The sequence below is a fragment of the Ruegeria sp. CDSB086 genome (assembly GCF_059611065.1).
Genome location: NZ_JBXWOV010000004.1, coordinates 227,689 through 243,860, shown reverse-complemented (window position 1 = coordinate 243,860; position 16,172 = coordinate 227,689). Strand labels below are relative to the sequence as shown.

At 53.9% G+C, this 16,172-nt stretch carries 15 protein-coding genes and 1 tRNA gene; 11 read left to right on the top strand and 5 right to left on the bottom strand.

All coding sequences use genetic code 11. The features are described 5' to 3' along the window. Positions 1 to 167: 167 nt before the first annotated feature. A complete protein-coding gene (locus AC2FIO_RS10390) occupies positions 168 to 701 on the bottom strand; it encodes a GNAT family N-acetyltransferase (RefSeq protein WP_496697425.1) in 534 nt (177 codons plus the stop codon). Next, a complete protein-coding gene (locus AC2FIO_RS10385) occupies positions 698 to 1,246 on the bottom strand; it encodes a helix-turn-helix domain-containing protein (RefSeq protein ID WP_496697423.1) in 549 nt (182 codons plus the stop codon). Before AC2FIO_RS10385 ends, AC2FIO_RS10390 begins: the two co-directional genes overlap by 4 nt. On the opposite strand from AC2FIO_RS10385, the gene AC2FIO_RS10380 reads away from it, so the two are divergent. The 4 genes from AC2FIO_RS10380 to AC2FIO_RS10365 all read left to right on the top strand — a co-directional run bounded on the left by AC2FIO_RS10380 (position 1,245) and on the right by AC2FIO_RS10365 (position 4,344). After that, positions 1,245 to 1,493: a hypothetical protein gene (locus AC2FIO_RS10380; protein WP_496697421.1), complete on the top strand. Its 249-nt coding sequence runs from the start codon at positions 1,245 to 1,247 to the stop codon at positions 1,491 to 1,493. The genes AC2FIO_RS10385 and AC2FIO_RS10380 overlap by 2 nt on opposite strands. A 116-nt stretch (positions 1,494 to 1,609) precedes the next feature. Then, positions 1,610 to 2,194, top strand: coding sequence for a ubiquinol-cytochrome c reductase iron-sulfur subunit (petA, locus tag AC2FIO_RS10375; RefSeq protein WP_058272711.1), 585 nt, complete (start codon positions 1,610 to 1,612; stop codon positions 2,192 to 2,194). Positions 2,195 to 2,209: 15 nt separating this feature from the next. Then, a complete protein-coding gene (gene petB / locus AC2FIO_RS10370) occupies positions 2,210 to 3,541 on the top strand; it encodes a cytochrome b (protein WP_108860628.1) in 1,332 nt (443 codons plus the stop codon). A gap of 17 nt (positions 3,542 to 3,558) precedes the next feature. Further along, on the top strand, positions 3,559 to 4,344 hold the full coding sequence (locus AC2FIO_RS10365) for a cytochrome c1 (protein WP_108860629.1): 786 nt from the start codon (positions 3,559 to 3,561) through the stop codon (positions 4,342 to 4,344). Between the two features lie 91 nt (positions 4,345 to 4,435). Here the strand turns inward: AC2FIO_RS10365 and mtaB are convergent, their stop codons facing one another. After that, complete coding sequence (gene mtaB / locus AC2FIO_RS10360; RefSeq protein ID WP_496697417.1) at positions 4,436 to 5,692, bottom strand: tRNA (N(6)-L-threonylcarbamoyladenosine(37)-C(2))-methylthiotransferase MtaB; 1,257 nt, start codon at positions 5,690 to 5,692, stop codon at positions 4,436 to 4,438. After that, entirely contained in the window at positions 5,689 to 6,531 is an 843-nt protein-coding gene (gene dapF, locus AC2FIO_RS10355) for a diaminopimelate epimerase (RefSeq protein WP_496697644.1), read from the bottom strand. Before dapF ends, mtaB begins: the two co-directional genes overlap by 4 nt. A gap of 211 nt (positions 6,532 to 6,742) precedes the next feature. On the opposite strand from dapF, the gene AC2FIO_RS10350 reads away from it, so the two are divergent. Further along, positions 6,743 to 6,818: transfer RNA gene (locus tag AC2FIO_RS10350), tRNA-Lys, on the top strand. Between the two features lie 162 nt (positions 6,819 to 6,980). Here AC2FIO_RS10350 and AC2FIO_RS10345 read toward each other — a convergent pair. Further along, positions 6,981 to 8,726 (bottom strand): GMC oxidoreductase, encoded by a 1,746-nt coding sequence (locus tag AC2FIO_RS10345; protein ID WP_496697415.1) that lies wholly within the window; start codon positions 8,724 to 8,726, stop codon positions 6,981 to 6,983. Positions 8,727 to 8,880: 154 nt separating this feature from the next. On the opposite strand from AC2FIO_RS10345, the gene AC2FIO_RS10340 reads away from it, so the two are divergent. The 6 genes from AC2FIO_RS10340 to AC2FIO_RS10315 all read left to right on the top strand — a co-directional run bounded on the left by AC2FIO_RS10340 (position 8,881) and on the right by AC2FIO_RS10315 (position 16,168). Beyond that, positions 8,881 to 10,014: an aminotransferase class I/II-fold pyridoxal phosphate-dependent enzyme gene (locus tag AC2FIO_RS10340; RefSeq protein ID WP_496697413.1), complete on the top strand. Its 1,134-nt coding sequence runs from the start codon at positions 8,881 to 8,883 to the stop codon at positions 10,012 to 10,014. A 344-nt stretch (positions 10,015 to 10,358) separates the two neighbouring features. After that, positions 10,359 to 11,216: a hypothetical protein gene (locus AC2FIO_RS10335; RefSeq protein WP_496697412.1), complete on the top strand. Its 858-nt coding sequence runs from the start codon at positions 10,359 to 10,361 to the stop codon at positions 11,214 to 11,216. 5 nt (positions 11,217 to 11,221) lie between these two features. Continuing rightward, entirely contained in the window at positions 11,222 to 11,881 is a 660-nt protein-coding gene (locus AC2FIO_RS10330) for a hypothetical protein (RefSeq protein ID WP_496697410.1), read from the top strand. A 603-nt stretch (positions 11,882 to 12,484) separates the two neighbouring features. After that, a complete protein-coding gene (locus AC2FIO_RS10325; protein WP_496697409.1) occupies positions 12,485 to 13,582 on the top strand; it encodes a Gfo/Idh/MocA family protein in 1,098 nt (365 codons plus the stop codon). Positions 13,583 to 13,594: 12 nt separating this feature from the next. After that, positions 13,595 to 14,470: a hypothetical protein gene (locus tag AC2FIO_RS10320; RefSeq protein WP_496697407.1), complete on the top strand. Its 876-nt coding sequence runs from the start codon at positions 13,595 to 13,597 to the stop codon at positions 14,468 to 14,470. Positions 14,471 to 14,833: 363 nt separating this feature from the next. Next, positions 14,834 to 16,168, top strand: a complete 1,335-nt coding sequence (locus AC2FIO_RS10315) for a methyltransferase domain-containing protein (protein WP_496697405.1) — start codon at positions 14,834 to 14,836, stop codon at positions 16,166 to 16,168. The last annotated feature ends 4 nt before the right edge of the window (positions 16,169 to 16,172 follow it).

Here is a 16,172-nt window from a genome sequence, read left to right as displayed (position 1 = left end):
TTGGGATTTCCCGCATTTCGATCATTTGCGTCTAAAGTTCAATCGAAATCAAACATGACTAAGCCTTTGTAAAATATCTATTTTTAACTCAGATTTTCTACATCTATATGCCCTGCAGAAGCGGCGCGTCTTACTATGTCGGGCGTCACCGTGAATTCGAGCTTAAGTCAAAGGTATCGGTACATATAGGTCGTCGCGTGACGGGATTTTCCGTCCGGGTCGAATGCGAAATCGGGGATGACACCTGCCGGTTTGAACCCGACAGACCTGTAAAGGGATTCCGAGACGTCTCCGGTGCGCGTGTCTAGTGTGATGAGTGTCTTCCCGGCTTCTTGTGCGGATTTCAGGGCCTCTTGCATCAGGGCCTTGCCCAAACCGCGACGTCTGGCATCAGGGTGAACGATCATCTTCGAGATTTCTGCCCGGTGGGGCTGATTTGGGGGCATGGCAAGCAACAGCTGGACCGTACCGATCATGCGACGCTGATAATATGCGCCAAACAAGTGCCGCTCGCCTGTTTCGATGGCGGGTTTGACGTCATCCGTCCAGAACCGCGCGGCGCTGTCATGGTCGAGCGGCATCATGAAGCTGATCGCGGCGCCATCGGCAACGCTGTCAACAAGCGTGCGGCATAGATCTGTCAGATTGTTGTCGATATCCGTCGGGGTAAGGCGGAAGACGTTGGGTGTCTGAACGGTCATGACAATGCGATCACGTAAGTGCAGGGACTATGGGTCGTTTCAAATACGGTTTCGCCAAATAAAATATACCGCAGGCAATCCCCTTGCCGAAGGTCATAAGCTTTCCTCTCGACCGTGATTTCGATCTGCCCGGACAAGACATACAGGTGATGCTCTTGCCCCGGAACTGCGGGTGCATCATAGGCGATGCGCTGCCGCGCGGTCAGGGTTCCTTCGAGCAATTCAACCGAAAGGTGCCCACTGGGGGGCGAAACGCTGCGACGTTGAAACGCGCGCCCACGATCCGTCCAGAACGGCTGGTCGTGCCGCCGGACGATCGGTTGGAAACCTTGCTCCAGCGGGGCAAGTAGCTGAGAGATCGGCACCGCATAGACCGTTGCCAGACGGCCTAGCGTTTCGGCAGTCGGGCTGACTTCGTTTTTCTCGATCCGCGACAGGGTGGCGCGGCTTAAACCAGTTCTTCCGGCCAAAGTGTCGAGGGTCATGCCGTGCTGCTCTCGCAATCCGCGCAAATGCGTGGCCAGTTTGTCAGAGGTGGCTTCCATGGAATTTCTCATATACGGAAATATTCCCGAATATGACGAAAAGTTCAAGATGGGCGGATCGGCATTCTGTAAAACCTTTTGGGGCTGGGCCGGTTCTGCACCGTTCTATCCCGCCGAAGCGAATCGAATCACATTTGGAAAAGCCGGAGGACCGGAGTGTTTTTGCCAAAAAACAGGTCCGTATCTTGAAACTTTCGCCCCTCGTTGTGACATGAATGCCCTGTTGTGGCGCACTGCGCGCCTATGACCGCTGGACGAACCGAATTCTCCCGGATAGATAGCCGCGATGAGACGCCGCTTTGATGCGGTGCTGATGCATGTTTGCTCGGGTTACCCCCGGGCGCCGGAATCGGAGAAAACCTCGTGTCCCACGCAGAAGACCACGAAGGCACCCGCAGAGATTTCCTCTACTACGTCGCAGGCGGCGCAGGTGTCGTCGCGACGGGTGCAGCCGTATGGCCCCTGATCAATCAAATGAACCCATCGGCAGACGTTCAGGCGCTGTCCTCGATCCGCGTGGATGTGAGCGGCGTTGAGCCAGGTACGCAGCTGACCGTGAAATGGCTGGGTAAACCTGTGTTTGTCCGCCACCGCACAGGTGCCGAAATTCAAGAAGCGCAGGAACAGGACGCCGAAGGCGTTGATGCACTGCCTGATCCGCTGGCCCGCAACTCCAACCTGAACGCGGATGCTCCGGCAACCGACGCCAACCGCGTGATGCCGTCGCCCGAGGGCGAAGCGCCGGGCGCGTGGATCGTTCAGATGGGCGTATGTACGCACCTTGGCTGTGTGCCGCTGGGCGATGCTGGCGACTTTGGTGGCTGGTTCTGCCCCTGCCACGGATCGCACTACGATCTGGCCGGACGTATCCGCAAGGGTCCCGCACCTGAAAACCTGCCCGTTCCGCCCGCTGAGTGGACCGACGCCAGCACCATCAAACTCGGCTAAGGGAGACCCAAACTTATGTCCGGAATTCCCCACGATCATTACGAGCCGAAGACAAACGGCGAGAAGTGGCTGAACAGCCGCTTGCCCATCGTCGGCCTGATTTACGACACCATCATGATCCCCACCCCCAAGAACCTGAACTGGTGGTGGATCTGGGGCATCGTCCTGGCGTTCTGCCTGGCGTTGCAAATCGTCACCGGTATTGTTCTGGTGATGCACTACACCCCGCATGTCGATCTGGCCTTCGCTAGCATCGAGCACATCATGCGCAACGTGAATGGCGGCTATATGCTGCGCTACATTCACATGAACGGCGCGTCGCTGTTCTTTGTTGCGGTCTACATCCACATCTTCCGTGGCCTGTTCTACGGCTCATACAAAGCCCCGCGTGAGATCACGTGGATCATCGGTATGCTTATCTATCTGATGATGATGGGTACTGCCTTCATGGGCTATGTTCTGCCTTGGGGTCAGATGTCCTTCTGGGGTGCGACCGTGATCACCGGCCTGTTTGGCGCGATCCCGTTTGTGGGTGACGCGATCCAGACCTGGCTGCTGGGCGGACCCGCGGTGGACAATGCCACGCTGAACCGCTTCTTCTCGCTGCACTATCTGCTGCCGTTTGTTATCGCGGCTCTGGTCATCGTGCATATCTGGGCCTTCCACACCACCGGCAACAACAACCCCACAGGTGTTGAAGTTCGCCGCACGTCGAAAGCCGATGCCGAGAAAGACACGCTGCCATTCTGGCCGTACTTCGTGATCAAGGACCTGTTCGCTCTGGCCGTGATCCTGGTCGTGTTCTGGGCCATCGTCGGCTACATGCCGAACTATCTGGGCCACCCGGACAACTACATCGAAGCCAACCCGCTGGTAACGCCTGCACACATCGTTCCCGAATGGTACTTCCTGCCATTCTATGCGATCTTGCGCGCCTTCACCGGTGAGGTCTGGGTTGTACAATTTGCCAGCTTCATCACCGGTGGCATCGTTGACGCCAAGTTCTTTGGTGTGATTGCGATGTTCGGTGCGATCCTGGCAATGGCGCTGGCGCCCTGGCTGGACACGTCGACCGTGCGTTCGGGTAAATACCGCCCGATGTTCAAGTGGTGGTTCTATCTGCTGATCATCGACTTCTTTGCCCTGATGTGGCTGGGTGCAATGCCCGCGGAAGAGCCCTATGCGACCTTCTCGCTGATCGCATCGGCCTACTGGTTCGCTTATTTCTTCGTGATCCTGCCGATCCTGGGTGTCATTGAAAAACCGCTGCCACAGCCAGAGACCATCGAAGAAGACTTCAACGCGCATTATGGCAAGGCCGACGCCGACGCCACGCCGGCCGAGTAAGAAGAGGGACCGGAAACATGTTCAAGAAACTTGCAATCGGTGCCGCGTTTGCTTTGGCCCTTACCCCTGCTGCGTCCTTCGCAGCGGGTGGTGGCGAGCAGCACATCGAAGACTTCCACTTCTCGTTTGAAGGCCCCTTTGGCACCTGGGATCAAAACCAGCTGCAGCGTGGCCTTCAGATCTATACCGAGGTCTGCGCAGCCTGCCACGGCCTGCGCTATGTGCCTCTGCGTGATCTCGAAGCGCTGGGCTATTCGGAAGAAGAAGTCATCGCCTATTCGGCAGACAACTTCGAAGTGTTCGATCCCGAGCTGGACGATTTCCGTCCGGCCATCCCGACCGACCACTTCCCGGTCAATGACGGTGTTGGCGCACCGGACCTGAGCCTGATGGCCAAGGCCCGCGCCGGATTCCACGGACCTTATGGTCTGGGCATCAACCAGTTCTTCAAAGGCATGGGTGGCGCGGAATACATCGCCTCGCTGCTGGACGGCTATACCGGTGAAGAAAAAGAAGAAGCAGGCACCATCCTGTATGAGAACAAGGCCTTCCCCGGAGGCTGGATCTCGATGGCGCCGCCGCTGTCCGAAGATCAGGTTGAATTCGCCGATGGCCACCCGGCCACTGTCGAAGCCTTGTCCGAAGACATCGCGGCCTTCCTGATGTGGACGGCCGAGCCAAAAATGATGGAGCGCAAATACTCGGGCTTCGTCGGCGTTCTGTTCCTGTCGCTGTTGTCGGTGCTTCTGTACCTTGTGAACAAGCGCCTGTGGGCGGGTGTCAAAGGCAAGAAACGAGACTGAGTTTCACAGGCCCGAAATGTTTGAACCCCCGCGCCAACGGCTGCGGGGGTTTTTTTGTAGCAATCGGGTAGGGGGCCAGATGAAGGCCGGATCAGGCTTGTAGCTGCGTGCCGGTGACGCTTGTGATTGTTGCCTTCACGATTTGCCCTTCGGGCTGTGGTGCCTCAAAAGCGACCTCGGTGAATTGTTCGGTGCGGCCCATATGCGGGTTTTCCATCAGGATGTGATGAGTTTTGCCGATTTGGGTCTGCAGGTGTTTCGTGACCTGCGCGTTACCGGCCGCGCGCAGGCGGGCGGCACGGTCCTTGATGACGTTCCCATTCACCTGCTGCGGTATGCGGGCGGCTGGCGTGCCGTCGCGTTTGGAGTAAGGGAACACGTGCAACCAAGTCAAATCGCAATCGGTCACCAGTCTCAGCGAGTTTTCGAAATGATCATCCGTTTCGGTCGGGAAGCCAGCGATGATATCGGCGCCAAAGGTCATTTCGGGGCGCAGCTTGCGGGCTTCTTCGGTGAACCGGATGGCGTCATCGCGCAGATGGCGGCGTTTCATCCGTTTCAGGATCAGATCGTCGCCATGTTGCAGGGAAAGGTGCAAATGCGGCATCAGGCGCGGTTCGGTCGCGATGGCGTGCATCAGGTTCTCATCCACTTCGATCGAGTCGATCGAACTGATCCGCAGGCGTGGCAGGTCGGGCACCAGTTTCAGAATCCGCATGACCAGATCGCCCAGCTTGGGTTGCGCAGGCAGGTCGGCGCCCCAAGAGGTCAGGTCAACGCCGGTCAGTACGACCTCGTTATAACCCCGATCCACCAACCGCTTGATCTGATCCACAACAACGCCGGCAGGGACGCTGCGCGAGTTCCCACGGCCATAGGGGATAATGCAGAAAGTGCAGCGATGGTCACAGCCATTCTGAACCTGAACATAGGCGCGTGAGCGGGTGCCAAAACCGTCGATCAGGTGGCCTGCGGTTTCGGTGACGGACATGATGTCATCGACCTGCACGGCCTCGGTCTGGCCAATAAAGTCCGCCGCCATGCCTTTCCAGGTCTCGGGCTGCATTTTCTCGGTATTGCCAATGACCGCGTCGACCTCATCCATTCGGGCAAAGGTGTCAGGCTCGGTCTGGGCCGCGCAGCCTGTCACGATTAGCCGCGCGTCAGGGTTTTCCCGCCGCAGCTTGCGAATCTCTTGCCGGGCTTTGCGCACCGCTTCTGCCGTGACGGCGCAGGTGTTCACGATCACCGCGTCGGTGAGCCCGGCCTGCGCTGACAGCTCTTTCATCGCCTCGGTCTCATAGGCGTTCAGGCGGCAGCCCAGGGTGGTGAACTTCGGCGCGCTCATTCCAGTGATTCCAGAAATTCCGGTGTCAGTGTGCCCGAGAAGACGTGGCGGGTTGGTCCGGTCATCCAGACGCCATCGTCGCGCCAGTCGATCCAGATCGTCCCGCCATCCAGTTCAATTTGCACTTTGCGCCCGGTCAGGCCGCGACGCGCAGCAGCAACGGCTGTGGCGCATGAGGATGATCCCGAAGCCAGGGTGATGCCCACGCCACGCTCCCAAACGCGCATGCGGATGTGGTCCGGTCCAATGATTTGTGCCACTTGGACATTCGTACGCTCAGGATAGAGTGGATGGTGCTCGTAACGCGAACCGAACTCGGTCAGAGGGATAGCCTCGGCATCATCAACAAAAAAGGTGCAATGCGGATTGCCCATCCCGGTGGCCGTCGGCGCTCCCTCGATGGGCAGTTCCAGCGTGTCGACCTCCTCAGACAACGGAACCTCGTTCCAGTTCAGTTGGGGGTGCCCCATATTGACCGAGGTCAGGCCGTCTCCGGCGTCCTTGGCGTAAAGAGTGCCGCGTTCGGTCGTCAGTGTCAGGTCGGATCTATCCGATTCCTGCATCAGGAAACGGGCGATGCAACGGGTGGCATTTCCACATGCTGCCGAGGTAGATCCATCTGAATTGTAGAACACCAGATGCGCATCCGACCTGCCGTTTTCGATCACGGCAAGCTGATCGAAACCTACGCCGAATTGACGATGCCCGATTCCCCGCGCAAGTGCCGGGCTAATCCGCGTCGCAGACGCGCGCGCGTCCACAACGACAAAGTCATTGCCCAGCCCGTGCATCTTCATGAAGGGCAAACCAGTGTTCTGTAATCCTTGCATGGCGCGCATATAACCCTGCGCCTGAAAGGAATCCACCCTGCGACGCAGATTCCTTTAAAAAGGGGGTTGACCCCCCAGCGCCACCTGCCTAATTAGGCCGCCTATCGGGTCGCCGGAAATACTGATTACTTTGGCGAAACGAGGTGCAAATAAGGTCTTGAACCCGGTCGGGAAAATGACTTAAAGAGCGCCACGGATCGACAAGATCCAACAAAAGAGTGGGCCGTTAGCTCAGTTGGTAGAGCAACTGACTTTTAATCAGTGGGTCGCAGGTTCGAATCCTGCACGGCTCACCACTTTTTTAATTATCCATCCTTGCTACAAAGTGATCAAAGAAGCACCGTAGCATTCATTGTATGTAGGGATCTGATTTCAGCCGAAAGAAAATAGTGGATCGTTCGTCCGTTCACCGCTTGGGAATGGACTCATCCTGAACACCTGCGAAACGAGTATTCAGCCTAAGAAGCCCCCTTTTGCTTAAAGTGATCTGCAAGGCGAATCGATAGGGACATCATCATAAGTGTTGGATTTGCGTGTCCCGTCGTTGGCATAACGGAACCGCCGGCAGCATAAAGTCCCTCAATATCTCGAATTCTCAAATCAGTTGTAACGACCCCTTCCCTTGGTGACAGTGACATTCGCGTGGTCCCCATGGTGTGCCCGACATCAAACATATCCGCCTGATCCGGCTTTCCATTGCGCAGCCACTCGGAAACCTGAGGGGGTGGTAAGCCGCATTTCTTGAACTCGGATACAAAGTTCTTCCCCATTTGAAGCAGTGTGTGGCGCTCTTCAAAACCGGTCGACCAGTTTACCTTGGGTAGGTGTTGTCCCAGTTGATCTTGACGATCTGAAAGCACGACTCTGTTTTCAGGATTGGGCGCTTGTTCGATTATTGCATGGGCCACGATGCCATCCAGCTTGTGTGGGAGCCCTCGATAACGAAATTCGCGGACAGAGGAATTTGGAAAGAGTGCATCAGCAGCTTCGGCGATCTGATTGCGAACGGATTTGGGGAGCTTTCCGCTATTCAGTGCTTTCATTCCAGCGGCCTTAAGAGCAAAAACCGGGCTTCGCGCCACAACCATCACGTCTTGCAATCTGGATTGGCTCTTGCCGCCCAATAACCGCCCTAACGCACTGACCGGATCTTCCTGAGAACGTTCCTCCAGAAAAAAGATAGCGCCGTTTAACAGCTTTTCGGTTCGCTGAATTGCCGGGGAGGTTGCAAGCCCACTAGAGTACATATGCGTGCGCCCATCTGTGGGGAGGCCAAAAAAGCCAAATCGCTGCGTCATTCTCTGTGCGTCGGAGGCGTCAAAATAACCGAGTTCCGCCTGCAGATGGTCACAAAGATAGCGTCCGACCAAGTCGAAACGGTTGCCCAAGCCATTTGGGTGAACATCGTTGGACACCAGTAGCAACCTTGCGTTTTCGATTGCTCCTGCCGACAGGACGCATTTTTCCGCATGGATTGTAACATTACGGATTTCTGGCGACAGCGTTGCAAAACTCACGCTTTCGAAACGGGTTCCGGTAGTGTCGACGTTTATCTTAGTTGCAGTAGCGTTGAGCAGAACACGCACGTTTTTGGCGGTCAAATTGGCGAATTCGCTCCCCATTCGCAAAAGGTCGAGAGGGTTTTCTCGGCCACGCGAAAACTGCCAGAAACAATCCTCGAATACCGCCGGGTCGATTGAAGGTTGCGCCGGAGTCGTCCCTAAAAGCTCCCACAAAGCAGAGTTGTATACCTGTGGACCAAGGTTAAGTATTTGTCCGGCTCGCTCGATATATGGTGCAAGCTCGCGCTGTGAAATCGGCCAACCCGAGCCGATAACCCATTCCCGCTGCTGATAGTCGATTTCGCTGAAAGCTGCAGACTTCCCAGCCCACGCCAATGTGGACCCACCGAGGCCGCGACACCGGACGCCGAATGGCTGGCTGTCTTGATCCCAATGAGTCGCCAGACCTGAATTGAATTTGGCCCGAGCTTGGGATCGAACTGCATCGGGCATGTCCACGGTGTTGAGCGCTGAATGTTCAGGTGTTTCTTGTTGCAGACCGCTTTCAGCCACGACCACATTTAGACCTGACCCGATCAACTCTCGGGCAATGGTCAAACCGCAGGCTCCGCCGCCGACGATCAGTACGTCTGTTCGAATCACCTGTTCATGCGGTACTTCTTGGAGTTGAATAATTTCCATATTGTTGTGTCGGAGCGCTTTTTATCTGGCGCGATTGGAAAAAGTTACTTGGTGAATTTTGCGAGTAAATTAGAGATGAATATTGGAAACATCTTTTTAGCGATCTGCAAACCTTCGCACGGCCATCTGAAAACAGGGACAGGGGGACGGTCGCGTGCAGCGTTTGGGATTTAGAGAGTGGTTGACAGCGGGAACAGCGATCGCTCGGGGTGATCTGCTTCGAAACTCTGGGTCTGGCCAATACTGTCGCCGTTTTGAGCAACGATTGTCCGAACTGACCGGTGCGAAACAAACGCTGATGGTTAACAGCGGAACCTCGGCCCTTACCGTGGCCCTTGCATCTTTGGGTGTCGGGCCCGGTGATGAGGTGCTGGTTCCCGCATATACATGGATGGCAAGCGCGGCGGCAGTCGTCCACGTTGGGGCGGTGCCAATTCTGGTCGAAATTGATGAGACGCTGGCGATTGATCCAAAGGACATAGAAAACAAAATTTCACCCTACACACGGGCGATTTTGCCGGTGCACATGAGCAACCGCCCGTGCAACATGGACGCAATACTTAAAACCGCGAAGAAACACGGTTTATTGGTTGTAGAGGATGCGTGCCAGGCCGTCGGGATAAAGTACAGGGGTCAGTACTGCGGAGCAATTGGCGACGCTGGCGCCTTCAGTTTCAATCAGCACAAAAACATAACCATCGGCGAAAGCGGCGCAGTTTTGTTAAGCAGCGATCACGACTACTTTCGTGCGTTTAACTACCACGACATCGGGATTTCCTATCGGAATGATGCGTTTACCGAACCCTCTCCTTTGTTCATTGGGCTGAATCTGCGGGCAAACGAGATTTCTGGTGCCATGATGAATACGCAACTGTCTAAACTGCACCGCGTTATCTCACGTATGAAGAAGCGATACGAGGTGGTGACAGAAGCACTAGAAAAAGGTCGCTTCCCCCTCACTCCACAAAATGACCCCGAGAATGCACTTGGTGTCGTCGTTACATTTGATACGGAAAACGAAGCCGAGGCTTTTGCCGAACGCCGCGGGGTTAGTCGTGTTTTTGACAGCACTAAACACGTTTATTCAAACTGGGATCCGATCCTGGAAAAAAGGACCTTCCATCCAAAGGTCGATCCTTGGGCATGGGCGCAACGGCCGATCGAATATGCTCCGGACATGTGCCCGCGAACACTGGATATTTTGCGGCGCAGTTGCCGGGTCGGGATTGGAGAGAGATATCCACTCGCATTGGTGAAAATGGTCGCGCGCGATTTTTCCAAGGGATAATTTCATGCGCCTCGGACTTTGGTTTGCGCGATTGTGAAAGTAGGTATCTAGATTGAAAGGGGCCCAGAGTTGACGCGCAAAGCACCGTCCTGCCGCCCGAACTGATGTGCAGTCGACATCCAAAAAGGTCTCGAGACGTCAAAAACTGTCCTTCTTCACATCTGAAAGAAACGTTCTGCTTCCAATGATTTAGGGAAACAGCATCTATTCGCAAATGCGGCAGCAGTCTTATGTCGAAACTTGATCTGTTTTGCGACCACGTCAAAAAATCGTAGAGTCGTCAAAATATAATCGAATAGTGATTGATATGCGTGTGCGTCTAATGCCCCGGTAAAAGGTTCTTTATGGATAACAATGTAAAAAGTCCGCGCAGGTATGTTCCGCTAGACTACTCGTTTCGCTTCAAACGCAACAAGTCTACCGGCCTACCGTTTTTTCTCGATAATCTTGGCGATGATTTGCTGTTGGTTCTGTTGGCATTCGTGCCATTTTCATCGGATCCAATCAGCGTCGCCCTAGCCATTTTTTTCTTCCACATTTCTTTCTGGACCGTCTACGAGATCGGCTACTTCGAAAACGACGCGGTGTCGGCAAGCCTTGAACATGAAGCCAAGGTAACGCCTGGCTTTGACAGGGCCGCGACGTACTTCTCCGAACGCCAAGCTTGGTTGTGGGCGGTGGCGTTTGCGGCGCCTGGGGCATTGCTGGCTGCGTGGGTTACAGAACCCGAAGCAACCGGGCTATTTGTACTCTTATACCTGCTTACTTGGATCACTTTACTGGGTTGTCTTCGGGCGGTCTATTATGCGTACAACCGTATCGATAAGTTGAGCCGCGTATGGGTCTATTTACCCTTACAGATCCTGAAATACGGGTTTCCGTTGCTGTTCTTTTACCTGCCTGCTGCGGGCGCAGCCCTCATATTTGCGCAATGCCTGCGCCGTTGGGTGCCATACATCGTGTACCGATACGGACGCAGTGGCCTTGTAGGACTTCCGTCTAAAGTGTTGCGAATACTCTCGTTCGTGTCGATCTGGCTATTGTTGTTGCCATCCAATCTGAGCGAAAGCTACCTTATTCACGGGGGCATTATTCTGGGGTGGCTCTGCTTGCGAGGGTTCAAGCAAACAAGAAAAGTGGTACGTGAGATGCAGCATGTACAGCACGACAAATGGTCGTCTTCAGGCGGTATGGACAGTTAATGGTGATGCAGCGTCCCCTTTACGAAACTGCTTCTCCTGAACAGCTCACACATGCCATGGAAAAAGCTGCGGGCAAGCTGCTGATCGTCGATTTCGATGAGACACTTTGGTTGCGCAATTCTACCGAGTGCTTTCTGGCCCATGCGCGTCCTGCTCCTTTGGCAGCGGCAATCTTGCGCGGTCTTGATTTGACACGCCCGTGGAGGGTCATTGGCGGGCGGCGACGGGCGCGAGACTATCGTGATTGGCTTCGTGTGATGGCCATCGCGACGTTGATGCCATGGACCCTTCGCAGTTGGGCACGCATCGCTCCCAAGCTTGGTCGCACTTTCGCCAACACAGCACTTGAGGACCTAATAGGCAAGGCTCGGCCGGCGCGGTTAGTCGTTTTCTCAAATGGTTATGAAGCTATTATCGCGCCCTTACTGCAATGCTACCCCGGAACCCGACCTGAGCTTGCAGCAGCTTCCTTAAGATCCGGCTGGAAGTGGCGCCGCGCAGGCAAGCTTGCGAATGCCGAAGCGTATTTTGATGCTGGACAATTGGATGATGCCACAGTGGTGACGGACCACGAAGATGACGCCGAACTGTTGGCACGGGTAAGTAACGGTCTGCTGTGCGTCTGGCCTGACGCCCGATACGAAAAGGCCTTTGCCAAACGTTAGCGGCCTCTATTAAGCAGCAGATGTTGGGTGATGCACAAATTCAATGGATCTGGTCCAGCGGCCGTTTGATGCGCACGTCAACCCCAACCGACACGCGTTTGCTATTTGTCTTTTTGCACAGGGGTGATCGAAGGTATTGCCCAAGCGTCATGTCGATGAGCCTTTGGCGTCGCCATTGTATGTGGCTTCGTGTGAGTGATTCTGCCTAAGAGTGTTTCGAATTTAGAAACATAACACTAGGGTGGTTTCAAACTGTTACCGATTTTGTTTGTGTCGTCTAATCGAGTTGCGTTTATTGAAGGTAGCGCTGTCAACGCGGCGTCTGTGTTAATTCTGAGGCTGTAATTGCAGACTTCAATTTACTGTCGCACCAACAAATTTAGCATGTAACAGCGTTGGTAACAAAGAACTTCAAGTTGTTACGGTTCATTTTGAATGATTGTCGAGGCACCCATACCCATCTGAAGATCCACTGCGTCAAAAAGTACTAGCATTGCAATTTGAATTTCGCCCGGTGGTGTATGACACTGGAATTGTCTACGTTTGTGCAACCTTCGTGGCGACATGCGTCAATTTTTTAATGAGTTTGAGGTGCACTGGAGAATGGCGGACAAAATCAACATTGCCGTTGTTGGCCTGGGTAAAATGGGCTTGTCACACTATGCCATAGCCAATGTGCATCCGATGGCCAATGCGGTAGCCTGTGATGATTCCAGATTCATCAGCGATGTGCTGAAAAAGAACGCGCAAGTTACAATTCACAGTGACTACGCAAAGATGCTTGCCACTCAGGATTTGGATGCGGTCGTCATTGCGACCCCGTCACGTCTGCATGCGTCCATGGCCTACGCCGCCCTAGAAAAAGGTTTGCACGTCTTTTGCGAAAAGCCGTTTTGCCTTAACTGGCAGGATAGCCTCCGTTTGGCGGAGTTGGCGAAAGACAAGGGCGTCGTCACGCAGGTTGGCTATCACTACAGATATGTTGGCGCGTTCCAGGAAGTCAGGAGAATCCTGAATTCCGGAGCACTGGGTAATATCACACACGTGCAGGCCGAAGCTTATGGACCCGTCGTACTGCGTCATCGGCGTAGCACATGGCGCACTGACAATTCCGAAGGCGGCGGCTGCCTTTATGATTATGCGGCTCACCCTTTGAACCTTTTGAACTGGTTCTTTGGTACTCCAACGCAGGTTTCCGGCTCAGTTCTCACGCGCGTTTTCTCAGAAGATGCAGATGATCAGGTGATGTCGACCCTACGATGGGATAATGGACCCACGGCACAGCTTTCAGTCAACTGGTCTGACGAGAGCCATCGAAAAATGTCGACGAAGATCACAATGATTGGAACCAATGGACGCCTTTTCGCTGACCGTCAGGAGTGTCAGCTTTATCTGCGAAATGCTGATCCTGAATTGCCGACTTATACCAAAGGCTGGAACGTCAGATATACGACAGATCTTACGGACGACGTGTGGTTCTATCTGCGAGGCGAAGAATACTCAGCCCAGCTTGATGGATTTATCACCGCTGTGGCCCAAGGAAAACCAGACCTCATTTTAAACGATTTTGCTTCTGCCACCGAAACCGACAAAACTATGTCGATGATATTGTCCAATGCCGACACCGGTATGCCTGTTGGTGAAGCCCCGATCGTCACGCAGCCCGCGCCCGCGAAAAGGCGTGGATGGTTTCGTCTTTAAGGAGTGCATGACGTGGATAAGTTGCTTTTCGGCGATAATCAGTTTTTTGGCGTCAACCACATGTCCGAAGAAAAAGCGCGGGCGCAAGCGATGCGTTTTCAGAGAACTGACGCGATTATGGACGTTCTGGATGTTGCCTATGATGTGGGTATTCGCACTTTCATGTGTACGACCCACGATCAGATTTCAGAAGTGGCTGATCGTGTTCGGGCCGATCCCGTTCGTTACAGCGATTTCCAGTTCTACCCCTGTATGCCCTACGCGCATAAATACGCCAACGCCGTAACTGACCACGGTATGTTGGGGGCCATAAGACACCTCATGCCTAATGATGGTCTGTTTGCAACCGCGCTTGCGGGGACAAAAGCCCTAGCATCAAAAGAAATGGATGGCATCGCCAGGGCAATGATTGATATGGAGATGAAGATGTTCACGGGAGCAAAAACTCCTGTTGTTTTCATACAGAACGTCTTTGCTGATTTGTTGATTGGCGTGGGGTTCCATCGGGCTTTCCGAATTTTCCACGATCACATCCAAGAGAAATACGGCGCCGAGCCTGCTTACATCACAATGAACATGCCGCTGCTTCTTGATATACTGGAAAAGCAGGGCATTGAACGCCCAATAATCTGTTCGAATATCAACAAGATCGGCTTCCGTATGTCTGGCGGATATGATGCCTATCTTGACGCATTGAAATCCGGACGTGTGCGGGCTGTCGCTATGTCTGTTTATGCCTCTGGGGCGATCCCCGCAGATGAAGCAATCCACTGGATATCAGAGCTCCCGGGCGTTGAGTCGATTGTGTTCGGGGCTTCAAGCGCGGGAAATATTCGTGGGACGAAGGCGTTGGTTGACAAATACATTGGCGGGCGACGCAATGCATGAATTGAGCCCGTCAAGCTACTCGGCCGTTCCGACACGCCTGATGTCCTTATTGTCAAACTTTTGCAAACAATAAGGCATGCCCGATACAATTGCGTTTTTTGGATCCGGGAGCATGCATATCTATTGGTTTGGCCGAAATCCGATGCGCATTGCTTTGCGCGCTGACGTCGTGATTTTCAACCATAGTGCAGGTGTTAAAACCGGTCTAAGGGCCAGAGCGCTAAGCGCCGATGATTCCTGACTAATCTTGAAAAGCCAGAATCAAACGGTGACCAGCTGTTTCATATGCCTCATTTTTCACAGATCAACGAAACCGATACTTAGGTTTGATTGGCGACCTAAGAGTCTACCTAGTCAGGAAAAATGGCTTTGGGTGACGTTCCATCTATGCTACCAAATTCGTGTTTGTTCATTGTTTTGAATGTTGTTATGCCCGATCAGGTTTTTCCAAAGAGCGTCAAGCTTTCGTGCCGAGGTTGCGGCAAAGGTTTAGCCGAAACATTTGTCGATCTAGGCGCCACGCCGCTGGCGAATTCGTATGTAGATCCGTCCAGAGTTCTCGAGCCAGAGCCATTTTATTCGCTTCATGCATATGTTTGCCCACACTGTTGGCTGGTCCAGTTGCCAGCTGTCGAACAGCGCGAAACCATATTCAATGAGGATTACGCTTATTTCTCGTCCTTCTCGTCGACGATTCTGAATCACGCAAAAGGCTATGTCGCCGAGATGACCGAACGATTTGGGATCGGCCCGGAACACCGGGTTGTCGAGATCGCGAGCAACGACGGCTATCTGCTTCAGTATTTTCACGCAATTGGCGTACCTACGCTGGGGATTGAGCCATCGGCAGGAGTCGCAAAGGTTGCGCGCGAAAACGGTTTGCCAACGGAAATTCGCTTTTTCGGCCGTGAAACTGGTGAGTGGCTGCAAAGCGAAGGCCTGCAGGCTAATCTTCTTCACGGTGCAAATGTACTGGCCCATGTCCCGGACATTGACGATTTTGTGAGCGGCTTCCATCCCGCCCTGGCGGAGGGCGGGGTGCTTACAATGGAGTTCCCGCATCTGCTGAATCTGATCGAAAAGAACTATTACGACACGATCTATCACGAGCATTATTCCTACCTCTCATTGATTGCAGTTCGGGAGATTTTTGAACGCCACAAGCTCAAGATCTTCGAGGTGCAAGAGATCGCGCCACAAGGTGGGTCGTTGAGAGTGTTCGCCTGCCGTGCGGAGGACGTGGATACCCATCATCCGGTGTTGCCATCCGTGGCCGAACTTGAAGTTCGCGAAGTGGCTGAGGGATTAACGTCGCTCAATCGATACCGAGATTACGCGAAACAGGTTCACAAAACAAAGCGGGATCTGTTGAGGTTCCTGATGGACGCGCAGGAAGCTGGAAAATTCGTCGTCGGGTACGGAGCACCCGCCAAGGGAAACACCCTTTTGAACTTTTGTGGCGTCAAGACGGATCTTCTTGAGTACACCGTAGACGTGAGCACTGCCAAAATGGGCAAGTTGCTGCCAGGAACACGTATTCCGATTCACGCGCCCGATAAGATTTTCGAGACTCGGCCCGATTATGTGCTGATCCTTCCGTGGAACATTAAAGAAGAGATCATGGACTCGATGAAGGGCATCGTCGAATGGGGCGGAAGATTTGTTGTTCCATTGCCCGAAGTAAAGGTCTTGGAGTAGTGAT

What these genes read in the sequence shown, in the direction of transcription:
- AC2FIO_RS10365 (WP_108860629.1), top strand. Translation starts at nt 3,559, where the DNA reads ATGTTCAAGAAACTTGCAATCGGTGCCGCGTTTGCTTTGGCCCTTACC.
- petB (WP_108860628.1), top strand. Translation starts at nt 2,210, where the DNA reads ATGTCCGGAATTCCCCACGATCATTACGAGCCGAAGACAAACGGCGAG.
- AC2FIO_RS10380 (WP_496697421.1), top strand. Translation starts at nt 1,245, where the DNA reads ATGGAATTTCTCATATACGGAAATATTCCCGAATATGACGAAAAGTTC.
- AC2FIO_RS10325 (WP_496697409.1), top strand. Translation starts at nt 12,485, where the DNA reads ATGGCGGACAAAATCAACATTGCCGTTGTTGGCCTGGGTAAAATGGGC.
- AC2FIO_RS10330 (WP_496697410.1), top strand. Translation starts at nt 11,222, where the DNA reads ATGCAGCGTCCCCTTTACGAAACTGCTTCTCCTGAACAGCTCACACAT.
- dapF (WP_496697644.1), bottom strand. Translation starts at nt 6,531, where the DNA reads ATGCGCGCCATGCAAGGATTACAGAACACTGGTTTGCCCTTCATGAAG.
- AC2FIO_RS10335 (WP_496697412.1), top strand. Translation starts at nt 10,359, where the DNA reads ATGGATAACAATGTAAAAAGTCCGCGCAGGTATGTTCCGCTAGACTAC.
- mtaB (WP_496697417.1), bottom strand. Translation starts at nt 5,692, where the DNA reads ATGAGCGCGCCGAAGTTCACCACCCTGGGCTGCCGCCTGAACGCCTAT.
- AC2FIO_RS10345 (WP_496697415.1), bottom strand. Translation starts at nt 8,726, where the DNA reads ATGGAAATTATTCAACTCCAAGAAGTACCGCATGAACAGGTGATTCGA.
- AC2FIO_RS10385 (WP_496697423.1), bottom strand. Translation starts at nt 1,246, where the DNA reads ATGGAAGCCACCTCTGACAAACTGGCCACGCATTTGCGCGGATTGCGA.
- AC2FIO_RS10390 (WP_496697425.1), bottom strand. Translation starts at nt 701, where the DNA reads ATGACCGTTCAGACACCCAACGTCTTCCGCCTTACCCCGACGGATATC.
- AC2FIO_RS10315 (WP_496697405.1), top strand. Translation starts at nt 14,834, where the DNA reads ATGGCTTTGGGTGACGTTCCATCTATGCTACCAAATTCGTGTTTGTTC.